This window comes from Massilia violaceinigra (assembly GCF_002752675.1).
GTDB lineage: Bacteria > Pseudomonadota > Gammaproteobacteria > Burkholderiales > Burkholderiaceae_D > Telluria_A > Telluria_A violaceinigra.
Map to the genome: position 1 here is coordinate 2,526,723 of NZ_CP024608.1, position 21,455 is coordinate 2,548,177.

31 protein-coding genes are annotated in these 21,455 nt (G+C 60.8%); 30 read left to right on the forward strand and 1 reads right to left on the reverse strand.

Annotated features, from left to right (window positions below; all coding sequences use genetic code 11):
* The first annotated feature begins 17 nt into the window (after window positions 1-17).
* From CR152_RS11480 to CR152_RS11535, 12 genes are all read left to right on the forward strand, one after another.
* Complete coding sequence (locus tag CR152_RS11480; protein ID WP_099875031.1) at window positions 18-503, forward strand: hypothetical protein; 486 nt, start codon at window positions 18-20, stop codon at window positions 501-503.
* Window positions 500-871, forward strand: a complete 372-nt coding sequence (locus tag CR152_RS11485) for a hypothetical protein (protein ID WP_099875032.1) — start codon at window positions 500-502, stop codon at window positions 869-871. The genes CR152_RS11480 and CR152_RS11485 overlap by 4 nt, the downstream gene beginning before the upstream one ends.
* Window positions 868-1,275 (forward strand): hypothetical protein, encoded by a 408-nt coding sequence (locus tag CR152_RS11490; protein WP_099875033.1) that lies wholly within the window; start codon window positions 868-870, stop codon window positions 1,273-1,275. The genes CR152_RS11485 and CR152_RS11490 overlap by 4 nt, the downstream gene beginning before the upstream one ends.
* 434 nt (window positions 1,276-1,709) lie before the next feature.
* Window positions 1,710-2,693 carry a hypothetical protein gene (locus tag CR152_RS32830; RefSeq protein ID WP_157778444.1) on the forward strand — a complete coding sequence of 328 codons (984 nt, stop codon included), beginning with the start codon at window positions 1,710-1,712 and terminating at the stop codon, window positions 2,691-2,693.
* A gap of 120 nt (window positions 2,694-2,813) precedes the next feature.
* Complete coding sequence (locus CR152_RS11500) at window positions 2,814-3,053, forward strand: helix-turn-helix transcriptional regulator (protein ID WP_099875035.1); 240 nt, start codon at window positions 2,814-2,816, stop codon at window positions 3,051-3,053.
* Window positions 3,054-3,062: 9 nt separating this feature from the next.
* Entirely contained in the window at window positions 3,063-3,779 is a 717-nt protein-coding gene (locus tag CR152_RS11505) for a Rha family transcriptional regulator (RefSeq protein WP_157778445.1), read from the forward strand.
* A 12-nt stretch (window positions 3,780-3,791) separates the two neighbouring features.
* Entirely contained in the window at window positions 3,792-4,163 is a 372-nt protein-coding gene (locus CR152_RS11510) for a hypothetical protein (RefSeq protein WP_157778446.1), read from the forward strand.
* Window positions 4,164-4,179: 16 nt separating this feature from the next.
* A complete protein-coding gene (locus CR152_RS11515; RefSeq protein ID WP_099875038.1) occupies window positions 4,180-4,458 on the forward strand; it encodes a hypothetical protein in 279 nt (92 codons plus the stop codon).
* On the forward strand, window positions 4,451-5,341 hold the full coding sequence (locus tag CR152_RS11520) for a hypothetical protein (RefSeq protein WP_099875039.1): 891 nt from the start codon (window positions 4,451-4,453) through the stop codon (window positions 5,339-5,341). The genes CR152_RS11515 and CR152_RS11520 overlap by 8 nt, the downstream gene beginning before the upstream one ends.
* Window positions 5,338-6,708, forward strand: coding sequence for a replicative DNA helicase (locus tag CR152_RS11525; protein ID WP_099875040.1), 1,371 nt, complete (start codon window positions 5,338-5,340; stop codon window positions 6,706-6,708). The genes CR152_RS11520 and CR152_RS11525 overlap by 4 nt, the downstream gene beginning before the upstream one ends.
* Window positions 6,709-6,729: 21 nt before the next feature.
* The gene (locus CR152_RS11530; protein ID WP_099875041.1) at window positions 6,730-7,218 is read left to right on the forward strand and encodes a hypothetical protein; all 489 of its coding nucleotides are present in this window, start codon (window positions 6,730-6,732) and stop codon (window positions 7,216-7,218) included.
* Window positions 7,219-7,319: 101 nt separating this feature from the next.
* A complete protein-coding gene (locus CR152_RS11535; protein WP_157778447.1) occupies window positions 7,320-8,189 on the forward strand; it encodes a ParB/RepB/Spo0J family partition protein in 870 nt (289 codons plus the stop codon).
* Between the two features lie 920 nt (window positions 8,190-9,109).
* Here CR152_RS11535 and CR152_RS11545 read toward each other — a convergent pair.
* A complete protein-coding gene (locus CR152_RS11545; protein ID WP_099875044.1) occupies window positions 9,110-9,385 on the reverse strand; it encodes a hypothetical protein in 276 nt (91 codons plus the stop codon).
* An 84-nt stretch (window positions 9,386-9,469) separates the two neighbouring features.
* Here CR152_RS11545 and CR152_RS33620 point away from each other — a divergent pair, with 84 nt between their 5' ends.
* The 18 genes from CR152_RS33620 (at window position 9,470) to CR152_RS11630 (ending at window position 21,410) form a co-directional block, all read left to right on the forward strand.
* Complete coding sequence (locus CR152_RS33620) at window positions 9,470-9,631, forward strand: hypothetical protein (protein ID WP_167399890.1); 162 nt, start codon at window positions 9,470-9,472, stop codon at window positions 9,629-9,631.
* Entirely contained in the window at window positions 9,628-9,951 is a 324-nt protein-coding gene (locus CR152_RS11550) for a hypothetical protein (RefSeq protein ID WP_099875045.1), read from the forward strand. Before CR152_RS33620 ends, CR152_RS11550 begins: the two co-directional genes overlap by 4 nt.
* Entirely contained in the window at window positions 9,951-10,151 is a 201-nt protein-coding gene (locus CR152_RS11555; protein WP_099875046.1) for a hypothetical protein, read from the forward strand. The genes CR152_RS11550 and CR152_RS11555 overlap by 1 nt, the downstream gene beginning before the upstream one ends.
* Window positions 10,152-10,157: 6 nt before the next feature.
* The gene (locus CR152_RS11560) at window positions 10,158-10,487 is read left to right on the forward strand and encodes an HNH endonuclease (protein ID WP_099875047.1); all 330 of its coding nucleotides are present in this window, start codon (window positions 10,158-10,160) and stop codon (window positions 10,485-10,487) included.
* Window positions 10,488-10,687: 200 nt separating this feature from the next.
* Window positions 10,688-11,104, forward strand: coding sequence for a hypothetical protein (locus CR152_RS11565; protein WP_099875048.1), 417 nt, complete (start codon window positions 10,688-10,690; stop codon window positions 11,102-11,104).
* Entirely contained in the window at window positions 11,085-12,803 is a 1,719-nt protein-coding gene (locus CR152_RS11570) for a terminase large subunit (protein ID WP_099875049.1), read from the forward strand. The genes CR152_RS11565 and CR152_RS11570 overlap by 20 nt, the downstream gene beginning before the upstream one ends.
* Before the next feature lie 3 nt (window positions 12,804-12,806).
* Window positions 12,807-14,138 carry a phage portal protein gene (locus CR152_RS11575; protein WP_099875050.1) on the forward strand — a complete coding sequence of 444 codons (1,332 nt, stop codon included), beginning with the start codon at window positions 12,807-12,809 and terminating at the stop codon, window positions 14,136-14,138.
* The gene (locus CR152_RS11580) at window positions 14,122-14,781 is read left to right on the forward strand and encodes an HK97 family phage prohead protease (RefSeq protein ID WP_099875051.1); all 660 of its coding nucleotides are present in this window, start codon (window positions 14,122-14,124) and stop codon (window positions 14,779-14,781) included. Before CR152_RS11575 ends, CR152_RS11580 begins: the two co-directional genes overlap by 17 nt.
* 66 nt (window positions 14,782-14,847) lie before the next feature.
* Window positions 14,848-16,014 carry a phage major capsid protein gene (locus CR152_RS11585; RefSeq protein WP_099875052.1) on the forward strand — a complete coding sequence of 389 codons (1,167 nt, stop codon included), beginning with the start codon at window positions 14,848-14,850 and terminating at the stop codon, window positions 16,012-16,014.
* Window positions 16,015-16,063: 49 nt separating this feature from the next.
* Window positions 16,064-16,348, forward strand: a complete 285-nt coding sequence (locus tag CR152_RS11590; RefSeq protein ID WP_099875053.1) for a hypothetical protein — start codon at window positions 16,064-16,066, stop codon at window positions 16,346-16,348.
* 2 nt (window positions 16,349-16,350) lie between these two features.
* Entirely contained in the window at window positions 16,351-18,183 is a 1,833-nt protein-coding gene (locus CR152_RS11595; RefSeq protein ID WP_099875054.1) for an SGNH/GDSL hydrolase family protein, read from the forward strand.
* The gene (locus CR152_RS11600; RefSeq protein WP_099875055.1) at window positions 18,183-18,728 is read left to right on the forward strand and encodes a head-tail connector protein; all 546 of its coding nucleotides are present in this window, start codon (window positions 18,183-18,185) and stop codon (window positions 18,726-18,728) included. Before CR152_RS11595 ends, CR152_RS11600 begins: the two co-directional genes overlap by 1 nt.
* Window positions 18,728-19,075: a phage head completion protein gene (locus CR152_RS11605; RefSeq protein ID WP_099875056.1), complete on the forward strand. Its 348-nt coding sequence runs from the start codon at window positions 18,728-18,730 to the stop codon at window positions 19,073-19,075. Before CR152_RS11600 ends, CR152_RS11605 begins: the two co-directional genes overlap by 1 nt.
* On the forward strand, window positions 19,068-19,550 hold the full coding sequence (locus CR152_RS11610) for an HK97-gp10 family putative phage morphogenesis protein (RefSeq protein WP_099875057.1): 483 nt from the start codon (window positions 19,068-19,070) through the stop codon (window positions 19,548-19,550). The genes CR152_RS11605 and CR152_RS11610 overlap by 8 nt, the downstream gene beginning before the upstream one ends.
* Entirely contained in the window at window positions 19,547-19,951 is a 405-nt protein-coding gene (gene gp17, locus CR152_RS11615) for a tail completion protein gp17 (protein ID WP_099875058.1), read from the forward strand. Before CR152_RS11610 ends, gp17 begins: the two co-directional genes overlap by 4 nt.
* 62 nt (window positions 19,952-20,013) lie before the next feature.
* Entirely contained in the window at window positions 20,014-20,472 is a 459-nt protein-coding gene (locus CR152_RS11620) for a hypothetical protein (RefSeq protein ID WP_099875059.1), read from the forward strand.
* A gap of 108 nt (window positions 20,473-20,580) precedes the next feature.
* Window positions 20,581-21,003 (forward strand): hypothetical protein, encoded by a 423-nt coding sequence (locus tag CR152_RS11625; RefSeq protein WP_099875060.1) that lies wholly within the window; start codon window positions 20,581-20,583, stop codon window positions 21,001-21,003.
* 35 nt (window positions 21,004-21,038) lie between these two features.
* Window positions 21,039-21,410, forward strand: a complete 372-nt coding sequence (locus tag CR152_RS11630) for a hypothetical protein (protein WP_099875061.1) — start codon at window positions 21,039-21,041, stop codon at window positions 21,408-21,410.
* Window positions 21,411-21,455: the final 45 nt, after the last annotated feature.

The window sequence follows — 21,455 nt, forward strand, 5'->3', positions numbered from 1 at the left end:
CCATTTGAAAGAAAAACATGATCAACGAAGCCGATGTTAAAGCGAATTCCGGTAAAACGCAACATTTACTTGCTGACACGTCGTTGGTAGCTTGCGCGCCGCTCCAAACACTGATGAACCTGGACCGCTACCTTGGCGCCAGCGGCTATGACGCCTCCCATCCGTGGCGCTTAGAGATTGCCGCTGCGGTCGCGGCTGACCAGAGCCCCAATGTGGAGCAGCAGTTCCGCGAGATCGCTCTGGCTCGCGCCAATGATGCCGCTGATCTTGCGACAGTGGCGGTCAGCTTCATCAATGATCATATTTCGCCCGCAGTCGGTGCGCTTGTGGAGGTGATCGAGGGTCAGGAAAAAACTGAATACTCAAGCCGTTATTCGCACTTGGTCTTACGCCTCGCGAAATTGGCTCGCCATTTGGTGATCGACGCGGCCACTTGCTTGGAAAGCGAGCGCGACGCGATGCATGCAAAGCTCGCTGCCTTGGAAAACGAGGTGGCAGCATGAGCCGCCATTCCGTCGCCCCTCAAGCCTTGCCAGCGTTCTCGTGGTTGTATGGCGGGCTCCAGCACGATCCCGCCGCTCAATTCATTGCGAAGTCGAAGGACGCATGGCGCGGCGTGGAAACCTGCCTCCAACTGGTCAACACGAGCGAATTGGAGCGACTGCACAATGCGGACGCTGACCCAGGCGAAGAATTGCTCCCGGTTCTGAGCATCATCGACACCGAACGCTTGTTGCGACTGGCGATTGTCACCGCTCAGACGTGGGGCGACCAATGCGAAAGTCACATTTCCTTCATGCAGTCATCCGCGAGGGACACGGCGGCTGCCCGCCGCGGTAAGAACCCAAGTCAACCTGGAGACGAAAAATGAGCGACACTGCCGAAAAAATTGCGTTGGGCGCGGTTGACCGTGCCCCATATGAAATTCCGTACCTTTTCCGGAGGTTGCCAGAGCACTTCTCATCTCACTCACCGCTTGCCGAAGCAGATCGGCCTGTTGCTGAGGCCACCGCTCATCACGCCAGTAACGCCAGCGACACCTTAATACACGGGCTTGCTGCGATTGGACATGTCCTGATGCAGGCGGGGCTGAATGCTGAGGGCAGGGTCAGTGGCAACCATTTGGCGCGCTTGGGTGATCTGATCACTCATATGGCCATCGAGGTAGAGTTTTTGCACGACCTTGAGTTTCGGTTAAACGGCGCGCTTGGCGCTGGCCGCCAAGCTGGAGTCAATTCTGCTGCATCGACTAACTCTTGCGGAGGTGCAGCATGAGCGAAAATTTCTTGCAATCTGATTCCATGGAACGCCTTGACGCCGCCTGTGAGACGACCTCTGCGGCGTTGGCGATCATCGACTGTGTTCGCGTCCTCTGTTCGCTTGAACGCGCACCGACAGGAGAGGGTGCGCGCTTTCCTACAGGACATGGGTTTGCCGCTGGCGATACCACGCGCGACGCAAGCATGGCTCTCGCGCTCTACCATGCAATGGGGATAGTGCAAGAAAGTGGGGAATGCCGCAGAGTCAGCGTTCCCACAACTCATGGAGCGAGAGCGCCAAGTCGACTTAGCCGACGGTCGTCGCGGAGGCCGCTGATCGCAAGCGCGTTGTCGTAAAATGTCTCCGCCAGCTCTAGGCTGATCCCCGAAAACCCGTTTCCCTGGCGGGCTGGGCTGGCTTCTTCATATTGGGGCGTTTCAGGGAATGCCATGTCAAAATTACTCAGACTACGGAAGTGGCTAACAGTTGCCGATGCCGCCAAGTACCTTTCTTCGTTGCTTGACGAAACTGTTACCGAGCCAGATCTCTTACGTCTCGCGCTGGATGATTATTTGGTAATCTCGGTTCTTTTCATAAATGGGACTGTAGCTCGGCATTGCGCAAAAGTGCGCCCTGATGAGATTGAGTACGTCGAACTGCCATCCTTGGACGGAGAGCGTCTTGTTCGTGTGCCGGTGGGCGGGCGCGCCTGGGGGGATGCACGAGGTACCTTTCAAGCTTCACCGCGAATTGTTGAACTTGCCGGTGTTTTTGATTTGCCGCTCTGTGATGGAGGGCGTGTAGATGTCGAATATCGCTATCATCAGCTCTGCGGCAATGCTGAGGTGACGCGTGTGACTCTCGATGGACTTTTAGTCCAAAATGGGCAGGGCGAGCTCTACGAGCTGCAAGCATCGTTTAGAGATAATGAATTCTTCAAAGGAAAATTGAAGGCGCCATATGTTCATCCCGATAATTTTCATCCGGCGGGTGGGCTTCCTGAGGATGCTATCCTAGTATTCAGGGCGGAAGAGCTCGGGAAATTTGCACATTCTCTTGGTACTGATCGCCACGAGACAACTGCGGAATGGTCAGTGTCTTCGGCCTCAGCCACCGCCACCCAAGACATGGCCCCAAACAATCAGGCCGCCGACGATTTGCTGAGTAAGCGTGAATCGACCGCGGAGCTCGACTGTGACGGAGTGCTAGTTACCCCGAATGAACGGAACACGCTGCTTCTCATTATTGCAGCGCTTGCGCAAAAGGCGGGGATAGACCCCGCCCACCATAAGTCGGCCAGCGCCATCTCTGACCTGATCAGTTTGCTTGGAGCTAGCGTCAGCAGCCCAACTATCCGCGATAAGCTCAACATGATTCCCGCTGCGGTAGCGCGGCGCGAAGTCGTGGTAGGGCGCAAGCGGACAGGCAAGTAGTAGTCGAGTGAGGCGATTTTTTTCGAATTCAAGTATTTAGAAATCGAATTCGATTTTCTTGGTGTCGCCTCAATCCATGATGCTTCTATCGCCTTTACAGGCATTAAATGGAGTGCAATCATGCTAAGCCAAGTCCTTCGCCCGCAAGTGTCCGCAGCGCGTCTCGGGATGAAGATCTCGACCTTCTACAATCACATTTCCCGCGCGATCCTGCCCCCGACGATCAAGTTCGGGCCGCGCGCCGTTGGGCATCCTTCCCATGAGATCGACGCCATCATTTCCGCGCGCATCGCCGGCAAGAGCGAATCCGAAATCAAAGCCTTGGTGGTCAGTTTGACCGCCGCGCGCCAGAACGCGTAAGGACTCCCCATGAACATTACATCAGCCGCCGGCACGCCGGCAGCGGGGACTCTGCACGCCTCCGCTTTGCAGCCTAGCGCCCCGACCATGTCCAGCATCGAGTTGCTCGAGCTGATTAACTCCGTCCGCGACCTGGATCGCGCAGAGCTACGGCACGACAACTTCATGGCGAAGATTGAAAAACATCCGGGAATTGACGCCCTAAAATTTAAGGGCGTCTACACCGGCGGCAATGGCCAACAACGACCGTGCTACTACCTGCCCAAGCGGGAAGCCGAGCTCATGGTGATGAGCGAATCGCTCGAAGTCCAGACCAAAGTGTATGACCGCTTGGTCCAACTGGAAGCGGCTGTGGCCGACCCGATGGCCAGCCTGTCGCCGGAACACCGTGCGCTGGTGGCGTTGCTGTTCGAGAGCTCGGCCATCAAGGCGCAACAGACGGCCCAAGCTGCTGAACTCGCGGCCCAAGCCGAGAGCATCAAGCGCATCGAGGCCAACCAGATCGCGGCGGTCGCCAGCGTGCAGTCGTTCACGGCGCTCGGCTATTCCCTTTTTAGGGACTTGGGCCTCAGCAAAATCGAGCTGGGCAAGCTCGGCCGGAAAGCGACGGCCCTCAGCAAGGCGCGCGGCATCACCGTCGACGAGGTCGGCGACGGTCGGTACGGCCGCGTCGGCTCTTATCACATCAGCGTGCTCGACGATGCGCTGGTAGCCATTTCGAACTGAGGGGAGCAAACGATGAATCTCCAACAACTCTTGCAGACGAAATTCGAGCAGCGCATATACGGCTCGCTCAAGGTCGGCGATCTGTGCATCTGGCAAAACGTCACCGGTGACGACGCGCACCTGAACGGCACCGAGACGACGATTATTCAGATCAACGAGACCGTGATGGCACGCGCCCCGTATCTGACCGACACGCGCCTGCATGGCATGCGCTGCTGCGGCGAGTCGCACGAGCTGCGCAAGAAGGCGTTGCCGGCACGTGAGGCCGACACCTTGGTGGCCTGGGCGGATTGTCCCTGGCAGCCGGTTGAGCCAGCAGTGTTGACCCTCAGCGACCTGCCCGTCACGCACAAATCAACCACACCAGGGAGCAGCAATGCATAAGGAAATGAGAGTGGTCATGGACATTTGCGCAGCCTCGCGCGCAGCCGGCCTGGTGGCGCGTCCCGACATTGCCAAGTGCCATGGCTCGATTGGTGACCTGACGCCCAAGTGCATCAGCTGCGTGCGCATCCTGGCGCCGGAGGGAGTAGGGCAGCAGTATGCCGAGCCCACGATCACAGGTGACGTATGCAGCCAGTACGCCAGCCTGGAACGCTACGGCCACCTGTTTGTGGCAGCGGCACCGGCAGTGCCGGCACTATCGCCTGAGTCGCAGAGTGAGGTGCACGGTGGCTAGAGCGCGCAACATCAAGCCTGGCTTCTTCACGAACGACGAGCTGGTCGAGCTGCCGTTGGAGGTACGCCTGCTGTTCATCGGTCTGTGGACGATTGCTGACCGTGAGGGGCGCATGGTCGACCGTCCCAGGAAAATCAAGATGGAGATTTTCCCAGCCGATGACGTCGACTGCGACAAGGCGCTGGCACTGCTGGCTGACAGCGGGTTCATAAAGCGATATCAGGTCGGCGAGTTCAAGGTCATCGAGATCCTGAACTTCTGCAAGCATCAGGCGCCGCACTCCACGGAGAAGGACAGTGTGCTGCCGGATGCGGCCGGTTATTTCACCGTGAACGAACGCAGCAAGAACGGTGGGGTAACGGGGATTTCACGTAAGGAGCGGTCACTTTCGGAGGTTGATAACAGTGCCTTAACGTTGGATAACGTTAGCCCACCGTTAGAGCAAGTTATCCCTCAGTCCCATAACGCCCTGATTCCTGAATGTGGAATCCTGATTCCTGAATCCTTTAGAACTTCAACTGCATCGTCGACAAGCGACAACGTTCGGCAATGCCCGACCGCAGAACTCGTCGAGCTGTACCACGAACTCTTGCCAAGCAACCCCCGGGCAAAGGTGGTGAACGCTGCGAGGAAGAGCGCTATCCGGTCGCGCTGGGTGGAGGCATCGAAGCTGCGTTGCGAACCGTTCGGCTATGCGACCAGGGCCGAGGGACTGGCAGCGTGGCGTCAGTTCTTCGAAATCTGCGCGACGTCTCGGTTCCTGACGGGCCTGTCGCCGCCGGCGCCTGGCAAGCCGGCCTTCGTTGCCGACATCGATTTCCTTTTCTCCGCCAGCGGCTTTGCGAAGACGCTTGAAAACAAATACCACAGGGATGCACCATGACCGACCAGCACGAAGACCACACCGTATCGATCCGCGCCGAGCAGGCCGTCCTGGGCGCACTGCTCGCCGACAACGACGCACTGGACCGCACCCCAGACCTCGATGCCAGCCACTTTTGGCGCAATGACCACCGGCTCATCTTCGAGGAAATCCGGCGCCAGGTTGTCGCCGGCCGCCGCGCTGACCCGCTGACGGTCTACGAGAAGCTTGCCGACAAGGTCGACGACTGCCTCCGATACCTCGCAACGCTGCGCCAATCGTCCGTTAGCGCCGCGAACATTGCGCAACACGCGGCAATCGTGACCGACAAGGCCTCTAAACGGGCGCTGGTGGCACTTTCTGACGAAATGCGGGAGCTGGCGGCATTCCATCAATCGGCGGCCTCCTGCGTCGATCTGATGGCTTCTAAGCTCGAAGCACTATCGCATCGGAAAACGTCGGGCGAGCCGATGCGCATGGACTCGATGTTGAGCGATTACGCGGATGTGCTCCAGCAGCGCATGGACGGAACGATCAAGCCGATCAGCACCGGCCACCGTGACCTGGACGCCATGCTCGACGGCGGCCTGGAGCGCGGAACGTTGACGGTGATCGCCGCCCGGCCTGGTATGGGCAAGACTGCGGCCGGCCTGGGCATCGCTCGCAATGTGGCCGGCTGGGGTTCATCGCTTTTCCTGTCAATGGAAATGGCGCGCAACCAGGTCAACGACCGGAACATAGCGGCGATGGGCTGCATTCCGATCAAGTGGCTGCGCAAGCCATCCGAGGCCGACGCGCCGGGTAGCCAGAACACGTTTTACTGGACCGCCATGACGCACGCGTTCAAGAAATCGCAGGAGCTGAACCTGTTCATCGATGACAAGACCGGGTTGAACATGCTGGAAATTCGGGCCAAGGCGCGCGCGGTAAAGCGCAAGGCCGGCCTGGACCTGATCGTGGTCGACCAGCTCTCGTTCATCGTCGGCGGCAAGTCCGACAAAAGTTACGAGGCAGTGGGCGAGCATACCCGCGCGCTGGTGGCCCTGGCCAAGGAGTTGGAATGCGCAGTGGTGCTGCTCTGCCAGCTAAACCGCGAGTGCGAAAAAAGAACCAACCGCCGCCCGATCATGGCCGACCTGGCAGTGTCGGGATCCATCGAGCAGGACGCGGCCAATATCCTGTTCCTTTACCGCGACGAGGTCTACAACCCGGATAGTCCGGACAAGGGCCTGTGCGAGGTCCAGTCCGTGAAGCAGCGCCAGGGCGAGCCCGGCACCATTGCGCTGGGCTACACCGGGAACCAGACCCGGTTCGACGATCTCCCGTACCCGTGGCGGCCGCAGTCGAGGGAAGAGAAGCCAGCGCGCCGCGGCTTCGGCTCGAACTGATCTGACCCTACAAGGACAAAAATGCAAAAGCGAGAAAAACTTACCTTGGCGTGGCGCGGCGCGACCACGCGCGTACCGGACATCGTCTTCGTCGACGTGACCGAGGACAACCCGCCTCCGGCGCTCAAACCGATCCGCGTCGCGACCCTTCCGCCGATCGCTCGAAACACGGTGCAACAAGAGCATTACGAGAATGTGGTGCGGCTGCTCGATGGATGGGCTGACTGGATCAGGACTGGCGAGCCGCTTGCCGAAGGCGCGCCACGGCAATGCCTGGGAGCCCCAGACGCACGCATTCACAGCTTCGAGGACATGGAGATCGAGGTCAATAAGCGCCTGGTGCGTGAGGTGCATACGGCTATCTGGGAGCTGAACGTCATCGAGCGCGAAGCGGTTATGACGCACTACGGTCTCCAGACGCGTGGCGTCTGGCGCGCCAACTTTAACGCCATTTTCGATCAAGCGGTCGACAGCTTGTTCGGGATACTCAAAAGCCGTGTGGCGTGTTGACGTCCTGGCTCGGCCCCGGAAGCCGAGCCATCAACGTCTGAGCGTACAGAATATTCAGCATAGCGAGGCGGCGTATTCCGCCAAAAAAATGGGAGAACAGAATGGGTCAAATAAACGAGTCGGCGCCAAAAAGCCAGCGCAGCGAGAAACCAGCGGTTTCGCTCAAGGTCATGAAAGAGCGCGGCATGCTCGGCGTGTCGACCGTGAAAAGCTGGGGAGTCGATCCGCGCCTGGTGCAGTTTGAGTCCGGCTTTAACCGTGCGATCAACCGCGAGCACGTCGAGTCGATCAAGTGCGCCTTGCGGGCCGGGCACGAGCTTGACGACATCAAGGTGCGGATCGAGGAGGGCGCGATCATCGCGGTAGATGGGCATCATCGGGTTACAGCGGCGGTTGAATGGCTGGCCGAGCCCGACGTCCGCGAGCCTGACGGCGGTTTCCAGCTGGGCGCCAAGCAGTTTCGCGGCGGCGATGCGGAACGGGTCATTCACTTGATCACCAGCTCCCAGGGCCTGGGCCTCACGCCACTGGAGCGCTCGGCGCAGTATCGCAAGCTCGTCGGCTGGGGCTGGACACCGGCCGCGATCGCGGAGGCGGTCGGGCGCTCTGTGCAGAACGTCAGCGACGCCCTTGTGCTTGCGGACGCAAACAGCGACGTGAAGCTCGCCGTTACCGAAAAGCAGATCAGCGCGAGCAACGCGGCGAAAATCGTGCGCCAGAGCGGCGGCCGCGCCGGCGCCGTTATCGCCGAGCACGTCGAGGCGGCGCGACTCCAGGGAAAGGCAAAGGCAACGGCCAAGCAGATCGCTGGAAATACACCGAAGGACTTGATCGCGGCAATACGTCGCGAAATCGACAGCGGCGGGACGTTTCGTGCGGAAGAGTTGTGCCCGAGTTTTGCCGATCTGATCACCTACCTGCGCAGCACGCCATCCCGAGGCGACACCAGCCCAGCGCAGCCAACGAAATAGCGCGCCGGCCGCCCCGCGATCCGGGCGGCACAACGAAAGGCATTCATGATCTACTTAGCAATCTGGACGTGCGTATTGGCGTTTGTTGTGATTTTGTTCTGGGCTCTCAACCGCAAGCACAACCGATTTGTCCGCGAGCTCTCGGCGAGGCGCAATACCCAAGCGCACCAGCCGCCACCGCCACCACCTGCGGTTTTTACCGAGAATGCAATCGGCGCTGTTGAGCAGGGCGAAGCAACGCCATACTGCGAGACAGGCCACCCATCGGCGCCAGGGCCTCACGCTTTGCCTGCGCCGGGACCGAAGAACGAGGTCTCGCCGAAATTGGCGAGACCGCAATCTCCGGTTCCAGCTGCCGCACCGCCGCGTCGCCGCGATTCACCACATAGCAGCGACAACGGGTATGTCGTGCATGACGTCCCTACGTTCCCATCGGCGGCTTCGTACAGCCCTGCGCCGCGCAGTTCGTGTCATGGCCAGGGCGGCACGTTCGATGGGGGCGGTGCCTCCGGCGATTGGGCCAGCAGCGCCAGGGGCAGCAGTTCGTCGTGCTCGTCGTCTGGTAGTTCGAGTTCGTCCAGCTCGTCGAGTTCATCCGATAGTGGCGGCAGCAGTTGCAGCAGCGATTAGCACCGGCAAGCGGCGCACCAGATACGCGGCGCACGCCGATTCCGAAACGGATAATTTGAAAATATATTTCCACAATTCATTGACATAGCTACGAGCGATAGTAGAATGGCTGCCATCGGGACTTCTTGCGCCCGGAAATAAAGCCCACCCAATATGGTCGTGGGCTTTTTTGCATTGGGGCGCGCCAAATGCTGCTGCGACGCTGAAAGGGTAGCATTTGAAATGCTACCCTTTGCAGATAAATGTAACGGGCGTTCGGCAGATCGCATGATAGGGCCGATTTTCATCGCTTAACCAATTACTATCTTTGAATCGGGAAGCCCCTGCCTCAGCAATGACGCCGGGGCTTTTTCTAAATGCATCCCTTGTACGGCTTCGGCCATGGCTGTTAGCACACGTCGGCCAGGCGCGTCCTGTTGGTAGTTCTGCGCCTCAAGCAGCAGCGCGGTTTCAACCTCACTCTTGCGCTTCTCAAAATCGCTACTGCCTTGGTTAAACCCGATATACAGCTCGATGGTAGAAAGCGCATTGTGCGCGGCATGGAATGCATCTTTAGTCGTTGGCATAGGGCTCCTGTTCGGTGAGTTCGCCAAGTTGGCGTACCTCATCGTATCCGACCTTGCATCACCCACAGCACACGAGACAAGCTTATGACGCAGAGCAACAAGCCTGACAAGCGCAAGGTACGCGGCTACATGGACCAGCGCACGCACGCTGAGCACGACGACCCGCCGCCCCAGCCCGACGACATCCGCCGGCAACTGGGTTGGGGCCTGATCCCGCATAACGACGAAACGGAAGACCAGCCATGAGAATCTCAGGTGACCCGCAGCACCCGGACTACAACGCCGCCATGCTGCCCGCCGACGTGTACCTGAACGGCGAGCAACTAAGCGGCTGCATCTTTGCGGACGACGATGCCGGCGAGGCAATCTGTTACGCCCCTGACAAACGAGGCGCCCCGTACTTGGTAGGCGACGAGATCGCCACCGAGGTGAAGCGCGGGCATATCCGCATCGAGAAGATGACGGAGCCCGGCCCCGATGGCTTTGATGCATGGATGCGTGACCGCACCGAGACAGCACACGCCGCATACATGGCACGCCACTGCGCCGGCGGCAAGGCCTTCTGATGACCAGCGCGCTTGTCCGGCTGGTAACCGCCTGCATCCTCGTGGTGCTGAGCTACATCGGCGCCGCCATGTATCCGACGCTCGGGTGGGCGCTTGGGTGGCCCGCAGGGCTGGCGTATTGCTGGATCGTTCGCCCGTGGCTGCGCGAGCCCCTGTTCGAGCGCCGGGCCGTTCAACAGCGCCCTGACGGGAAGGAGTAGCGCTACATGGCCTGGTCGAAGCTATCCCGGCAAGAACGCGGCTACGGTGCAGCATGGGACCGAGTCCGCAAGGTGGTGATGGAGCGCGACGGCGGCCTGTGCCAAGTCTGCCTCAAGGCGGGCCGCTATGGCGTCATCGCGTACGCAGTTGACCACATCATCAGCAAGGCCAAGTGCGCAGCGCTGCGATGGTCTGACGCGCGCACAGACGACCCCAGCAACCTTCAGGCGATCTGCGCACCGTGCCACGAGGTGAAGACCGAAGCCGAGCAAGGGAAGGCCAAGCGCCCCAAGGTAGTCATCGGCATCGATGGGTGGTCAGTCACCCCGGAGTAGGGGCGATGCGGCAGGAAAATCAGTCGCACGAGAATGTTTCTCCTATGCCATGCCGTCGGCGGGAAAGTTCTTGTGCGACAACATTTCAGAAACACAACCCGCCGGGGTGGGTCAAAACTGCGCAAGGTTGCACTTCGTAGGACCGCGCTCTACCCATTTTTTCACACGGTCAAGATAGAAAAACGGTTTTTGGAGGACACATGCCAGGACCAGGCAGGAAGCCCGCCGGCCTGAAAATGGTCGCCGGCACGGAACGAAAAGACCGCAAGACCGAGGGCAACGCCGAGCTGCCGATCCTCTCGGACGTGCCGCCGGCGCCAGACTGGCTACCGAATGCCCACGCGATCAAAGAGTGGGACCGCCTCGCCGCGATCCTGACGGCGAACCGGCTGTTGACCGAAGGCGGGCTTTCCTCCCTCGGCATGATGTGCGCGCTGCACGGCAAGATCGTTCAGCTGTACGCAGCGGGCGAGGCGCCGACCGCGAGCATGGCCGGCACCTTGCGGAACTTGGCAAACGACTTCGGGCTGACGCCAGTGGCACAGGGCAAGGTGAAACCAGTTGGCGAAACAGACAAAGGGAACAGGTTCGCCGGCAATGGCAAGCGAACAGCGTGATTACATCGCGATCGCCATCGAATATGCCGAGGCTGCGGTCGCTGATACGGACCGAAAACGGTTCGGCAAGTGGGTCCGCTTGGCGGCAAAGCGCTTTCTGGATGATCTGAAAAGCGCGAAAAAGAAAGGAAACGGCTTCACTTTCGACTCCTGGCATGCGGTTGACGCCTGCGATTTCATCGAAAAGCTGCCGCACGTCGAGGGTACATGGGACACCGAGAACGTGGTCATGCACCCGTCGCACATTCTGTTCGTGGTGAATCTGTTCGGGTTCCGCAATCAGGACGGCACGCGGCGCTTCACGACCGCATTGTTCGCGGTGGCCAGGAAGAACGCAAAGTCTTTCCTGTGCTCGGCCATCCTGCTGTACTGCTTCTGCTGCGAGAACGAGAACGGGCCGCAGGTGATCAGTGCCGCGACGACCGGTTCCCAGGCGCGCATCGTTTTCAACGTCGCCAAGAGGATCGTCGAGAAGCTGGCGGATCTGCGCGAGGCTTTCACGCTGGAGCCGTTCGCCAACGCGATCGCGCGCTACGAAGTCGGCGGAACATTCAAACCGATCAATGCGAAGGCCAGCACGCAGGACGGTTTGAATCCGTCGCACTGCGGAATCGATGAGATCCATGCGCACAAGAATCATGATCTGCTGAACGTGCTCAAGTCGGCGGCTGGCGCGCGCCGCAACCCGCTGTTCCTGTACACGACGACTGAGGGCTACGAGAGCCCGGGGCCGTGGGCAGAGATTCGCCACTTCGCAAAGCAGCTGCTCGAAGGCATCGTCGAGGCTGACCACTTCCTGGCCATCTACTTCGCGGTAGACGACGAGGACAAGGGCGAAGGCACGCCGGCGGATGACGATTTCGACGAGTCGAAGTGGATCAAGGCGAATCCGCTGATGGAAGTGAACCCGCTCCTGATGAAGGAGATCCGGAAAGAGGCGGTCGAGGCGAAGTCAATGCCAGGCCGGCATGCGGAATTCAAGATTAAACGGCTCAATCGCCCCTCGGCGGCGGCCGGCGGCTGGGTGAATCTCGTCAAATGGAAGGCCTGTACCGGCGCCGTTGACCTGGAATGGCTGCGGCAATACCCCTGCTGGGGCGGGCTGGACCTTGCGAGCACACGCGATTTGACCTCGTTTCGGCTGGTCTGGAACGTGGAAGGCGTGCTTTACACGCACGGCTGGCGGTTTGTGCCGGCAGCCGCGGTGCATGGACGCACAGAGCGGGGGCTGGTGCCCTATCAGGCGTGGGTGCAAGCCGGGATCCTGATCGAGTCGGGCGGCGAAGTGACCGATTACGACGCCGTTGAGGAATGCATTCTGGCGGCCACTGCGCGGTTCAACGTGCAGATGATCGGATTCGACTCCTGGAACGCCAAGCAGCTGGTGCAGAAGCTGCAGGCGGCCGAGGTGCCGCTGCAGGAGTTTATCCAGGGCGGTAAGAGCTATCACCCGGCGATGCAAGCGCTGGAGGTGGCGTACGTCGAGGGGAACCTGGCGCACGGCAACGACCCGGTGCTGAACTGGTGCGCGTCGAACCTGATTGCGCGCACCGACCAGAACATGAACACGGCGCCGGACAAAAAGAAGGCGCCGGAAAAAATTGATGACATCGTCGCTTTGCTTATGGCAATCGGCGTGATGCAGACGGCTGAACCTCAAAAGGGCGGCTCCCTCGACGACTACCTTTCGGACCAATAACGCATGAATCTATTTAGCAAGGCGGTGGCGGTCGGTGGCGTGGCGCTCAAAAGCGTGTACTTCTCGATCCGAGAAGCCGTCGCCTATCGCGGCGTGCGCGACGCAAATAAGGACATCGCGATCAATCATGGCGACGTGCGCACCGGCACGCCTGGCGTGAACGCTGCGCTGCAACTGTCAGTGGTCTGGTCGTGCGTGCGCTTGATCGCGGAAACGATCGCGACGCTGCCGCTGATCACCTACGAGCGCAAGGTCGTGAACGGGCGCGAAATCCGCGTCGTGGCCCGCGAGCACCCGCTGTACTACCTGCTGCACGATTCGCCGAATGCCGATATGACCGCCGTCGAATTTTGGGAGGCGGTCGTATCGCAGATTTGCTTGTGGGGGAACGCGTACTGCCTGAAAAGCTACGGCGCCGCCGGCCGTATCGTTGCGCTGAACCCGCTGAATCCCGCCCTGATGACCGTTCGCCGCAGCGAGGACGGTGCGCTCACCTACCTGTACGCGGATCCGCGCGGTCGGAAAGAATTTTCCGAAGGCGAAATCTGGCACATCAAGGGTTTCGGTACCGATGGGCTGATGGGCATTTCCCCTATTACGGCCGGCTGGCGGTCGATGTGCGGTGCCACGGCGACCGAGAACGCGTCGGCCAGCACGTTCACGAACAACATGCGTACGGCGGGCGTGGTCTCCGTCAAGGATTTTTTGAACAAAGAGCAACGCGAGCAGATGAAAACGAAGGTGATGGGTGCCGTGTTTGGTGACGCCCGCACTGGCCAGCTCCAGCTGCTCGAAGGTGGGGCCGAATTTACGCAGCTCTCGATGCACCCGGCCGATGCGCAGATGTTGGAAACCCGTTCGTTCAGCGTTGAAGACCTGTGCCGCTGGTTCGGCATGCCGCCGTCGATGATTGGGCACGGAACCGCGGTATCGAACTGGGGCACCGGCCGCGAGCAGATCAACCTGAATCTGATCCAGTACGTGCTGCGCGCCTACATGGTCCGGATCGAGCAGGGCATCAAGAAATCGCTGATGAAGCCGGCCGAGCGCGCACGCTTCTTCTCCGAATACAGCGTTGAGGGCCTGCTGCGCGGTGACAGCGTGACCCGGTTCCAGGTGTATTCGACCGCAATTCAAAACAGCATCAAGACGCCGAACGAGTGTCGCGCGCTCGAGAACGACCCGCCGCTGGAAGGCGGCGACGTGCTGGTCATTCAGAGCAATCTGGTGCCACTCACGATGCTGGGCAAGATCACAAGTACCGCCCAAACGGCGAAATCCGCCATGTTGTCCTGGCTTGGAATCAAGGAAAAAGACGATGACCATTCTGCATAAATCGATTGAGCTGGAGCTCAAAAGCCTGACCGAGAAAGGCAATTTCTCCGGATACGGCTCGGTGTTCAACGTCATCGACAAGGGCGGCGACATCGTTGCCCCCGGCGCGTTCGCGGAAAGCCTGGCCAAGTGGCAGAAGTCCGGCCGCACGGTGCCGGTGCTGTGGCAGCACCAGTCGGATCAGCCGATCGGCGCGTGGGAGGCCTTGAAAGAAGATGACTACGGGCTGCTCGGCGAGGCGTCGCTGTGGCTCGACGACGCGCCGTATGCCCGTCTGGCGCACAAGGGCATGAGCACCAAGACGATCACCGGCCTGTCGATCGGGTACCGCGTCAAGGAGCACAGCGTCAACAAGGACACCGGCGTCTACACGCTGCAGAAGCTCGAGCTGGTGGAAATCAGCGTGGTTACTAACCCGGCGAACGATGACGCGCGCGTGGCCGACGTCAAGAGCCTGATCGAGGCTGGGCGCATGCCGACACTTCCTGAATTCGAAAAGTTCCTGTGCGATGCAGGCGGCTTTTCACGAACGCAGGCCAAAGCCATCGCCGGCAGTGGCCTGTCGAAACTGCTTACTCGGTGCGAGGCCGAGGGCGATCTTGGCGAGACGCTGGCCCTCCTGAAGGAGTTCAGCATTCCGTAACCCCGTTTCACCCTGCCCCTCAACAAGGCCCGCCACTCGCGGGCCTTTTCTATTTTAGGAACAAAAATGGCTACCGAAATCGAAGTAAAACAGGAACTGGCGAAAATTGGCGACCAGCTCAAGGAGCACGGCCAAAAAGCCTTGGCCGAAGCCCAGCGCGGCATCGCCATGACCGAAGGCGTCAAGCAAACCGTCGACGAACTGCTGACCAAGACAAGCGAACTGTCCGCCGAACTCGCCGACGTGCAGCAGAAGCAGGCGCGCCGTGGAGACGCCCAGAATCAGTCCGCCAAGTCGCTGGGTGCGCAGTTCGTCGAGCACGACGCATTCAAAAAGGCACACGAAGCCGGCGAAATTCGCCGCAAGGGTGGCCGCATCAGTGTGGATATCGAAGCCAAGGCGATCACCACCACCAGCACCGGCGCCGGCGTGCTGGCCGACCGCCAACCGGGCATCATCACGCAGCCACAGCGCCGCCTGACGGTCCGCGACCTGATCGCGCCCGGCCGTACCGCGTCGAACATGATCACCTACATGAAGGAAACCGGCTTCACCAACAACGCCGCGCCGGTGGCCGAGGGCGCGCGCAAGCCGGAATCGACCATCACCCTGGCGCAATCCACTGCGCCAGTGGTCAAGCTGGCGCACTTCATGAAGGCGTCCACCGAGATCCTGGACGACTTCCCGGCGCTGCAATCATATATCGACGAGCGCCTGACCTATGGCTTGCGCCTGATCGAAGAAAATCAGCTGCTCAAGGGTTCGGGCGTCGGCAACAACCTGAACGGCCTTTACACCCAGGCGTCGGCCTACGTGGCGCCGATCACCATCACTGGTGCCACGCACATCGACATCCTGCGCCTGGCGCTCCTGCAGGCTGAGCTGGCCGAGTATCCAGCGGATGGTCTGGTGCTGCATCCATCGAACTGGGCAGGCATCGAGCTGCTGAAGGACACCACCGGGCAGTACATCATCGGCAACCCGCAGGGCACGCTTTCGCCGTCCTTGTGGGGCCGCCCTGTTGTGACCACGCAGGCAATGTCCATCGCGACGTTCCTGGCCGGCGCCTTCCGCATGGGCGCGCAGATCTTCGACCGCCTGCTCGCCTCGGTCGCCATCGCCACGGAAAACGAAGACGATTTCGTGAACAACTTGATCACGATCCTGATCGAAGAGCGCCTGGCCCTGGTGGTCAATCGTCCCGAAGCGTTCGTAAAAGGCGCGCTGGCGTAATCAACCCCGCCGGCGGCGCAACACGGCCGCCGGCCACCAGGAGAACGACATGGCAGTAACGAAAATCAAAGCGATCGACCAGTTCTCGCACGGCCGCCTGAGCATGGCCGCTGGCGACACAGACACGATCGAGCTGGTCGAGGCGCACGAGCTGGCAAAGGCGGGTTTGGTCGAGATCGTCAAGGAGCGTCACACGCCAGCGGAAGCGAGCGAGCCAACGCCGCAGGCAGAAGCGGCCGACTCGCGTGATGCCGGCGCCAAGATGGCGGCCGCACCTGAGAACAAGATGGATGACGCGGCCTTGAACAAAACCCACAAATCGAAGGCGAAATAATCATGTCGAAAACCATCCGCCTGCTTTCAACGTACAAGGGCCATCGCCCCCAGACCATCCTGACGGTGGATGACGCGACGGCGACCGCGCTGCTGGCCGGCGGACTGAATGCAACCACCGATCTTACTGGCGGTGCTCGCTATGTGCCACCGATTCCTCCGCCACAAGTGCTGCCTGCCGCGTTTCAAATCGATGCCAACGGGGCCGTCTCCTTGGTCGGTGCCGGCTTCCAGGTAGCCGTGCCGACAGGTGGCACGCGCCGCCGCGCGGTATTTGTCGGCGATTCGTTGACGCAGCACGGCCAGCCCGGCAAGACCGGCCCCGAATACCAGCTGCAGTTTTCGATCACCACGATCACCAGCGCTGCCAATTTCGGCGGCATTACATGGATCGCTTACGCCATGGTAGACGGCCGGGCCAATGGTGGTGTTGCTCAAACTGTAGCGGGCAATCTTTTCACCGACAGCCGCGGCTGGGTTGCTTGGCAGGCCGCCGGCGACACCATCGGCCAGTATGTGGACGTAAGCGTCGGCGGTTGGCACTATCTGAAAAGCGGGGCATACGCAAATTCCGGCATCACCCTGGCCGTGCGTGGTGCGTCCGCGCCTGTGCCAAACGCCACCTCTGCTGTCCAAACTGCAGGATCTCCAATTACCAGCGACTACAACCTGATCGGCTATGTTGCATGGGTCGCCGGCGCGTTCGGGGATACGTTTTACGATTACGAAGCCTTCGCAATTGCTGGCGCCAGCTCGGCCGACATACTGAAGTTTGCGCCTCAGGCGTTTCTGCTGGACACCGAGGTTGCTGTGATCATGGGCGGCGTCAATGACCTGCCGACCACCGACGCCGCATGCAACGTTACCGTCGCCAATCTCAAGGGAATAATTGACATTGCCTCCGCGAAGGCGCGCCGGGTCTATGTCCAAGAGATTTTCCCGAACCCATCGGCAACGCCGGCAATCGTTAAAAATCTGGCGTACGTTTCGCAGATGATCAAGGCATATTGCGCTACCAAGAAGAACGTCAAGTTCGTCAGCGCGTACGGCAAGATGGTGAACGCGAATACCTGGGTGGTCGGGTCGGGCGCCGGCGGCCGAGCCGGCGTGTTCAACCCTGCCGACAACCTGCACACGCAGCCCTACGGCGGATGGATCGGCGGCAGCGCAGTCGTCGACGCAATGTCCAAGGACTACCCGATCGAGGCCCCGGAATACACCACGCTGGATACGTGGAATCCCGTTCTGCAAATTGGCTCGCTCAACACCAACCCGACGCTGAGAGGATCGGCTGGCGCGGGGTCTGGATCAAACGGTATTACCGGCCCTATTCCTGACGGGTGGACCGGCGCGCGTAGTGGCGGCGGCGTGCAGGTCTGCGTGACCTCGTTTAAACCCGCTCCTGATGGCGGCTTGGATTTGTTCGCCATGGCAGTATCCGGAGCGGGCGCAGCGGGCGAGTACCACGAGATCAGCCAGATTGTTCCACTTCCCACGAACGTGACCGCGGGCGACTATGTGCAGCTGGTCGCTGAAACATGCATTCTTAGCACCACTGGAAATGGTATCGGCACCTTAACGATTTATGCAGCCGGTGGCGCCACTCAACTCCCATACCTGCTGCAAACATCGCGTGCGATCCAGACATTCACCACTGAGGCGCCAGTGCTCAAACTGCGCAGCTTCCCGATGGAGATACTGCAAGGCGTGACCTCCTTCACCATGCGGCTGCGGGTCGGGTGCGCTTACGCGGCGGGCGTCAGCGGCGCCGGCGAGATCGGCTTCCGTAAGTTCCGCTTCGAGAAGTGCGCGGCGCCGGTGTACGGGGTCCAGTGATGGCGATTCGTCTAATTGCTCCTCCTGTCGCGATGGCCGTGTCAATGGCCGATGCGCGCGCGAGTGCGCGCGCCAACGGAAATGACCAGGACGCGGAAATCGAGATCCGCGTGCGCGCGCTGACCGCTGAGGCCGAGCACATCACCGGCCGCTCGATCATCAACTGCACGTATGCGGTGACGGCGCTAGGCTTCGCGGGGGTAATTCCCCTGCCGTCGTCGCCGCTGGTGGAAGTGGTCAGCCTGGAATACCTTGACGTCGACGGCGCCACGCAATCGCTGAGCGAAGACGTCTATGTCGTCAACCGGTCTATCGAGCCCGGCTTTATCGCGCTTGCGGCCGGCGCCACATGGCCGGCTACCAAGCAGAGCCCGGAGGCGGTGACCCTGACCCTGACCTGCGGATACGGACCCGACGAGACCAGCACGCCGGCGGCGTTCAAGGGCTACATCCTGGCCAAGGTGCGCGAGTACTTCGCGCCGGCCGGCACGCCGGAATCGCCGCACCTTATCCGAGGGCTCGACTGTTTGAAGGTGCATAGCTGATGGCCGCCCCGTTCAAGTGCGACGAGAAGGTAACCGTGCAGCGTCGCACCACCGTGACGGACCCCGACAGCGGCGTCGAGCTGGACGACTGGATCGACTTTCTGGTGCGGTACTGGGCACACGTGCAGGACACGCTGCCCAGTCGGTCGGAGTCGACCAAGAACGGCATGCATATGGCCACCCAGCCCGCTCGTATGCGTATGCAGGCCGCCGCAGCAGTCAACACCGAAATGCGCGTCATCCTGCACAGCCGCGGCGACCGCGTCGCACAGATTATCTCGGGTCCGGCGATGCTGGATGACCGAGTCCACTACGAATTTATGATCGAAGGGTTCAAGCATGGCTGATTCAAACATTCGCGGCGGCCGCGAGCTGTCGGCCCTCCTCTCGACGTTGCCAGCAAAGTTGGAGAAAAACGTCATGAGGTCCGCGCTGCGCGCCGGCGCTGTCGTGATCCGGGAGGAGGCGAAGGCCAATGTGCCCGTTGATCAAGGGCTGCTGAAAAAAAGCATTCGCGTGTCCACTGGCGCGAAGCGTGGCGTTCTTACAGCCACAGTAAAGGCCGGCGGACGCATGGCGCCACACGCGCACCTGGTCGAGTATGGAACGCGGCCGCACAAAATCGAGCCGACTAACGCCGAAGCCCTTTCGATCAGCGGCACGCCGTTTCGCTCGGTCGAGCACCCGGGCGCGCGGCCTCAACCGTTCATGCGTCCAGCCTTGGACGCAACAGCGCCCCAGGCGATCGAGGCGGTCGCAGCCCAGGTGCGCAAGCGCTTGACTGCAGCAGGCATCAACGTCCCCGCGCCGGCGGCCGAATGAGCGACTGGAAGATTATCCGTGCGCTGCTCGCTGCCGACGCGCCGCTGGCGGCCGTCGTCGGGGCGCGCATCGTCGCCGGCACGTTGAAGTCCACGGTGATCTTGCCCGCGCTGTCGATCCAGTCGGTATCGAACATACCGCACGGCCGCGTCGCAGACACAGCAACAACCGTGCTGACGACCAGCCGGACCCAGGTGACCGTACATGCCAAGAATATCGGACAGCAGGCCGAAATCATTCGCCTGGTCGGCAGCGCAATTCGCGGCGGGCGGCGCGTGGTAGCCGGCATCCTTGTTGCCGGTATTCAGCGGGACATTATCGGCCCGGACCTGAGCGACGAGAACGCCGGAATCTTCGAGCAGACCCGGGATTTCCGCGTCACGTATTTCGACCCGATTTAAGTTTTTTAACCTGCCTGCCTGAGCATTCCGCCCGGCAGGTTTTTGCATTGAAAGGCAATATCATGAGCGGTGAAAATGTTACGACCGTCGCGGAAAGTTCCCTGTGGGTTTCCGTGGCAGCACCAGCAACCTACAACGCGGCCGGCTTTCTCGCGCTGACCTGGACCAAGATCGGCGAGATCACGAACATGGGCTCGGTCACCGGCCGCGCCTATAACAATTCGACGCATGCCCCGGTCGACACCGCGCAGCAGATTCAGAAGAAGGCCAGCTACACCCTGGGCGAATCCGAATTCATGATGGGCTGGGACGAAGAAGACGAAGGCCAGATCATCGTCGACGACGCCAGCCGCACGTACGACATCCTGTCGTTCAAGCTGATCAAACAGGACGGCGCGTTGCGCTACTTCACCGCCCAGGTGTCGAAGTTCGTCGAGAACAACGGTGCGGTCGACGACATCGTCCAGGGCGCCCTGACGCTGCTGCGCCAGAAAGACACCATCCGCGTCGCCGCAATCTAACCATCAACGGCCATCCGGCCATCAACAGCACCGGCTCGGCGACTGTCTCCTTTCGTGGGGAGCGGTTGCCGCGCGCGGGCATTTTTCTACCCACGAAAAGGAATCACCATGTTCAATCTGAAAAATCTGGCCATCGCCGCTACCGCTGACATGCCTGTCCGTGACGCATCGGGCGAGGCGCAGTTCAACGAAAAGGGCGAGCCGCTGACCATCACCCTGCAAAGCCCCGGCACTAAGGAATTCCAGAAGGCCAAGCACGCCGCCGATGAGCGCAACAGCACCCGCGTGTTCAGCCGCATGCAAGGCAAGTCGGAGAGCAAGCAGTCGGCCGATGACAAGAATATCGAGCGCGCCGAGTTTCTGGCCGCCGTGACCGCGTCGTTTAACGGCGGTGCTGGCTTGGACGGCAAAAAGGGCTTCGAGCTGTTCAAGGCAACGTACGCCGACATCGAAATCGGCCACATTGCCGACGACGCTGAAAAGTTTCTCGGTGACCGTGGAAATTTCAAAAAGCCCTCGCCGACTGTCTGAGCCTGTACGTCCGGCAGACGGCGTGGCTTCACGCGGTGCCGGACCCTCCTGGCAAGAAGCCTGCGGGGGCGCAGCTCTCCCGGCTGGACCGCTACAAGCGCGACAAAGTCCAGCCGGACATGCCACCAATCGACGGTGGCGAGTACCTGATCAATTATTTTTGGGAAGTCGGCCCTGTCATGGCGGGGATGGATGGCCCGGTCGTTATTTCGCAGGCCGAGATCCGGGCATGGCAGGAGAACGCCGGGATCGACCTGCAGCCATGGCAGGCCGGCCTGCTCCGACGTTTGTCGCAGGATTACCTGGCGCAGTCCCACGCGGCGAAGGATTCGGCCTGCAAGCCGCCGTACGGCGAGCTGTACCGATCCCCTAACCTTTCCAAGCTGATCGACGCCGCGCTCGACTAGCGCATAACCCGCCACCTCCTGGTGGCTCTTTTTACTGAGGAAGCC

Coding starts and splice junctions, on each gene's coding strand:
- CR152_RS11480 (WP_099875031.1), top strand. CDS start 18: ATGATCAACGAAGCCGATGTTAAAGCGAATTCCGGTAAAACGCAACAT.
- CR152_RS11485 (WP_099875032.1), top strand. CDS start 500: ATGAGCCGCCATTCCGTCGCCCCTCAAGCCTTGCCAGCGTTCTCGTGG.
- CR152_RS11490 (WP_099875033.1), top strand. CDS start 868: ATGAGCGACACTGCCGAAAAAATTGCGTTGGGCGCGGTTGACCGTGCC.
- CR152_RS32830 (WP_157778444.1), top strand. CDS start 1,710: ATGTCAAAATTACTCAGACTACGGAAGTGGCTAACAGTTGCCGATGCC.
- CR152_RS11500 (WP_099875035.1), top strand. CDS start 2,814: ATGCTAAGCCAAGTCCTTCGCCCGCAAGTGTCCGCAGCGCGTCTCGGG.
- CR152_RS11505 (WP_157778445.1), top strand. CDS start 3,063: ATGAACATTACATCAGCCGCCGGCACGCCGGCAGCGGGGACTCTGCAC.
- CR152_RS11510 (WP_157778446.1), top strand. CDS start 3,792: ATGAATCTCCAACAACTCTTGCAGACGAAATTCGAGCAGCGCATATAC.
- CR152_RS11515 (WP_099875038.1), top strand. CDS start 4,180: ATGGACATTTGCGCAGCCTCGCGCGCAGCCGGCCTGGTGGCGCGTCCC.
- CR152_RS11525 (WP_099875040.1), top strand. CDS start 5,338: ATGACCGACCAGCACGAAGACCACACCGTATCGATCCGCGCCGAGCAG.
- CR152_RS11530 (WP_099875041.1), top strand. CDS start 6,730: ATGCAAAAGCGAGAAAAACTTACCTTGGCGTGGCGCGGCGCGACCACG.
- CR152_RS11535 (WP_157778447.1), top strand. CDS start 7,320: ATGGGTCAAATAAACGAGTCGGCGCCAAAAAGCCAGCGCAGCGAGAAA.
- CR152_RS11545 (WP_099875044.1), bottom strand. CDS start 9,385: ATGCCAACGACTAAAGATGCATTCCATGCCGCGCACAATGCGCTTTCT.
- CR152_RS33620 (WP_167399890.1), top strand. CDS start 9,470: ATGACGCAGAGCAACAAGCCTGACAAGCGCAAGGTACGCGGCTACATG.
- CR152_RS11550 (WP_099875045.1), top strand. CDS start 9,628: ATGAGAATCTCAGGTGACCCGCAGCACCCGGACTACAACGCCGCCATG.
- CR152_RS11555 (WP_099875046.1), top strand. CDS start 9,951: ATGACCAGCGCGCTTGTCCGGCTGGTAACCGCCTGCATCCTCGTGGTG.
- CR152_RS11560 (WP_099875047.1), top strand. CDS start 10,158: ATGGCCTGGTCGAAGCTATCCCGGCAAGAACGCGGCTACGGTGCAGCA.
- CR152_RS11565 (WP_099875048.1), top strand. CDS start 10,688: ATGCCAGGACCAGGCAGGAAGCCCGCCGGCCTGAAAATGGTCGCCGGC.
- CR152_RS11570 (WP_099875049.1), top strand. CDS start 11,085: ATGGCAAGCGAACAGCGTGATTACATCGCGATCGCCATCGAATATGCC.
- CR152_RS11575 (WP_099875050.1), top strand. CDS start 12,807: ATGAATCTATTTAGCAAGGCGGTGGCGGTCGGTGGCGTGGCGCTCAAA.
- CR152_RS11580 (WP_099875051.1), top strand. CDS start 14,122: ATGACCATTCTGCATAAATCGATTGAGCTGGAGCTCAAAAGCCTGACC.
- CR152_RS11585 (WP_099875052.1), top strand. CDS start 14,848: ATGGCTACCGAAATCGAAGTAAAACAGGAACTGGCGAAAATTGGCGAC.
- CR152_RS11590 (WP_099875053.1), top strand. CDS start 16,064: ATGGCAGTAACGAAAATCAAAGCGATCGACCAGTTCTCGCACGGCCGC.
- CR152_RS11595 (WP_099875054.1), top strand. CDS start 16,351: ATGTCGAAAACCATCCGCCTGCTTTCAACGTACAAGGGCCATCGCCCC.
- CR152_RS11600 (WP_099875055.1), top strand. CDS start 18,183: ATGGCGATTCGTCTAATTGCTCCTCCTGTCGCGATGGCCGTGTCAATG.
- CR152_RS11605 (WP_099875056.1), top strand. CDS start 18,728: ATGGCCGCCCCGTTCAAGTGCGACGAGAAGGTAACCGTGCAGCGTCGC.
- CR152_RS11610 (WP_099875057.1), top strand. CDS start 19,068: ATGGCTGATTCAAACATTCGCGGCGGCCGCGAGCTGTCGGCCCTCCTC.
- gp17 (WP_099875058.1), top strand. CDS start 19,547: ATGAGCGACTGGAAGATTATCCGTGCGCTGCTCGCTGCCGACGCGCCG.
- CR152_RS11620 (WP_099875059.1), top strand. CDS start 20,014: ATGAGCGGTGAAAATGTTACGACCGTCGCGGAAAGTTCCCTGTGGGTT.
- CR152_RS11625 (WP_099875060.1), top strand. CDS start 20,581: ATGTTCAATCTGAAAAATCTGGCCATCGCCGCTACCGCTGACATGCCT.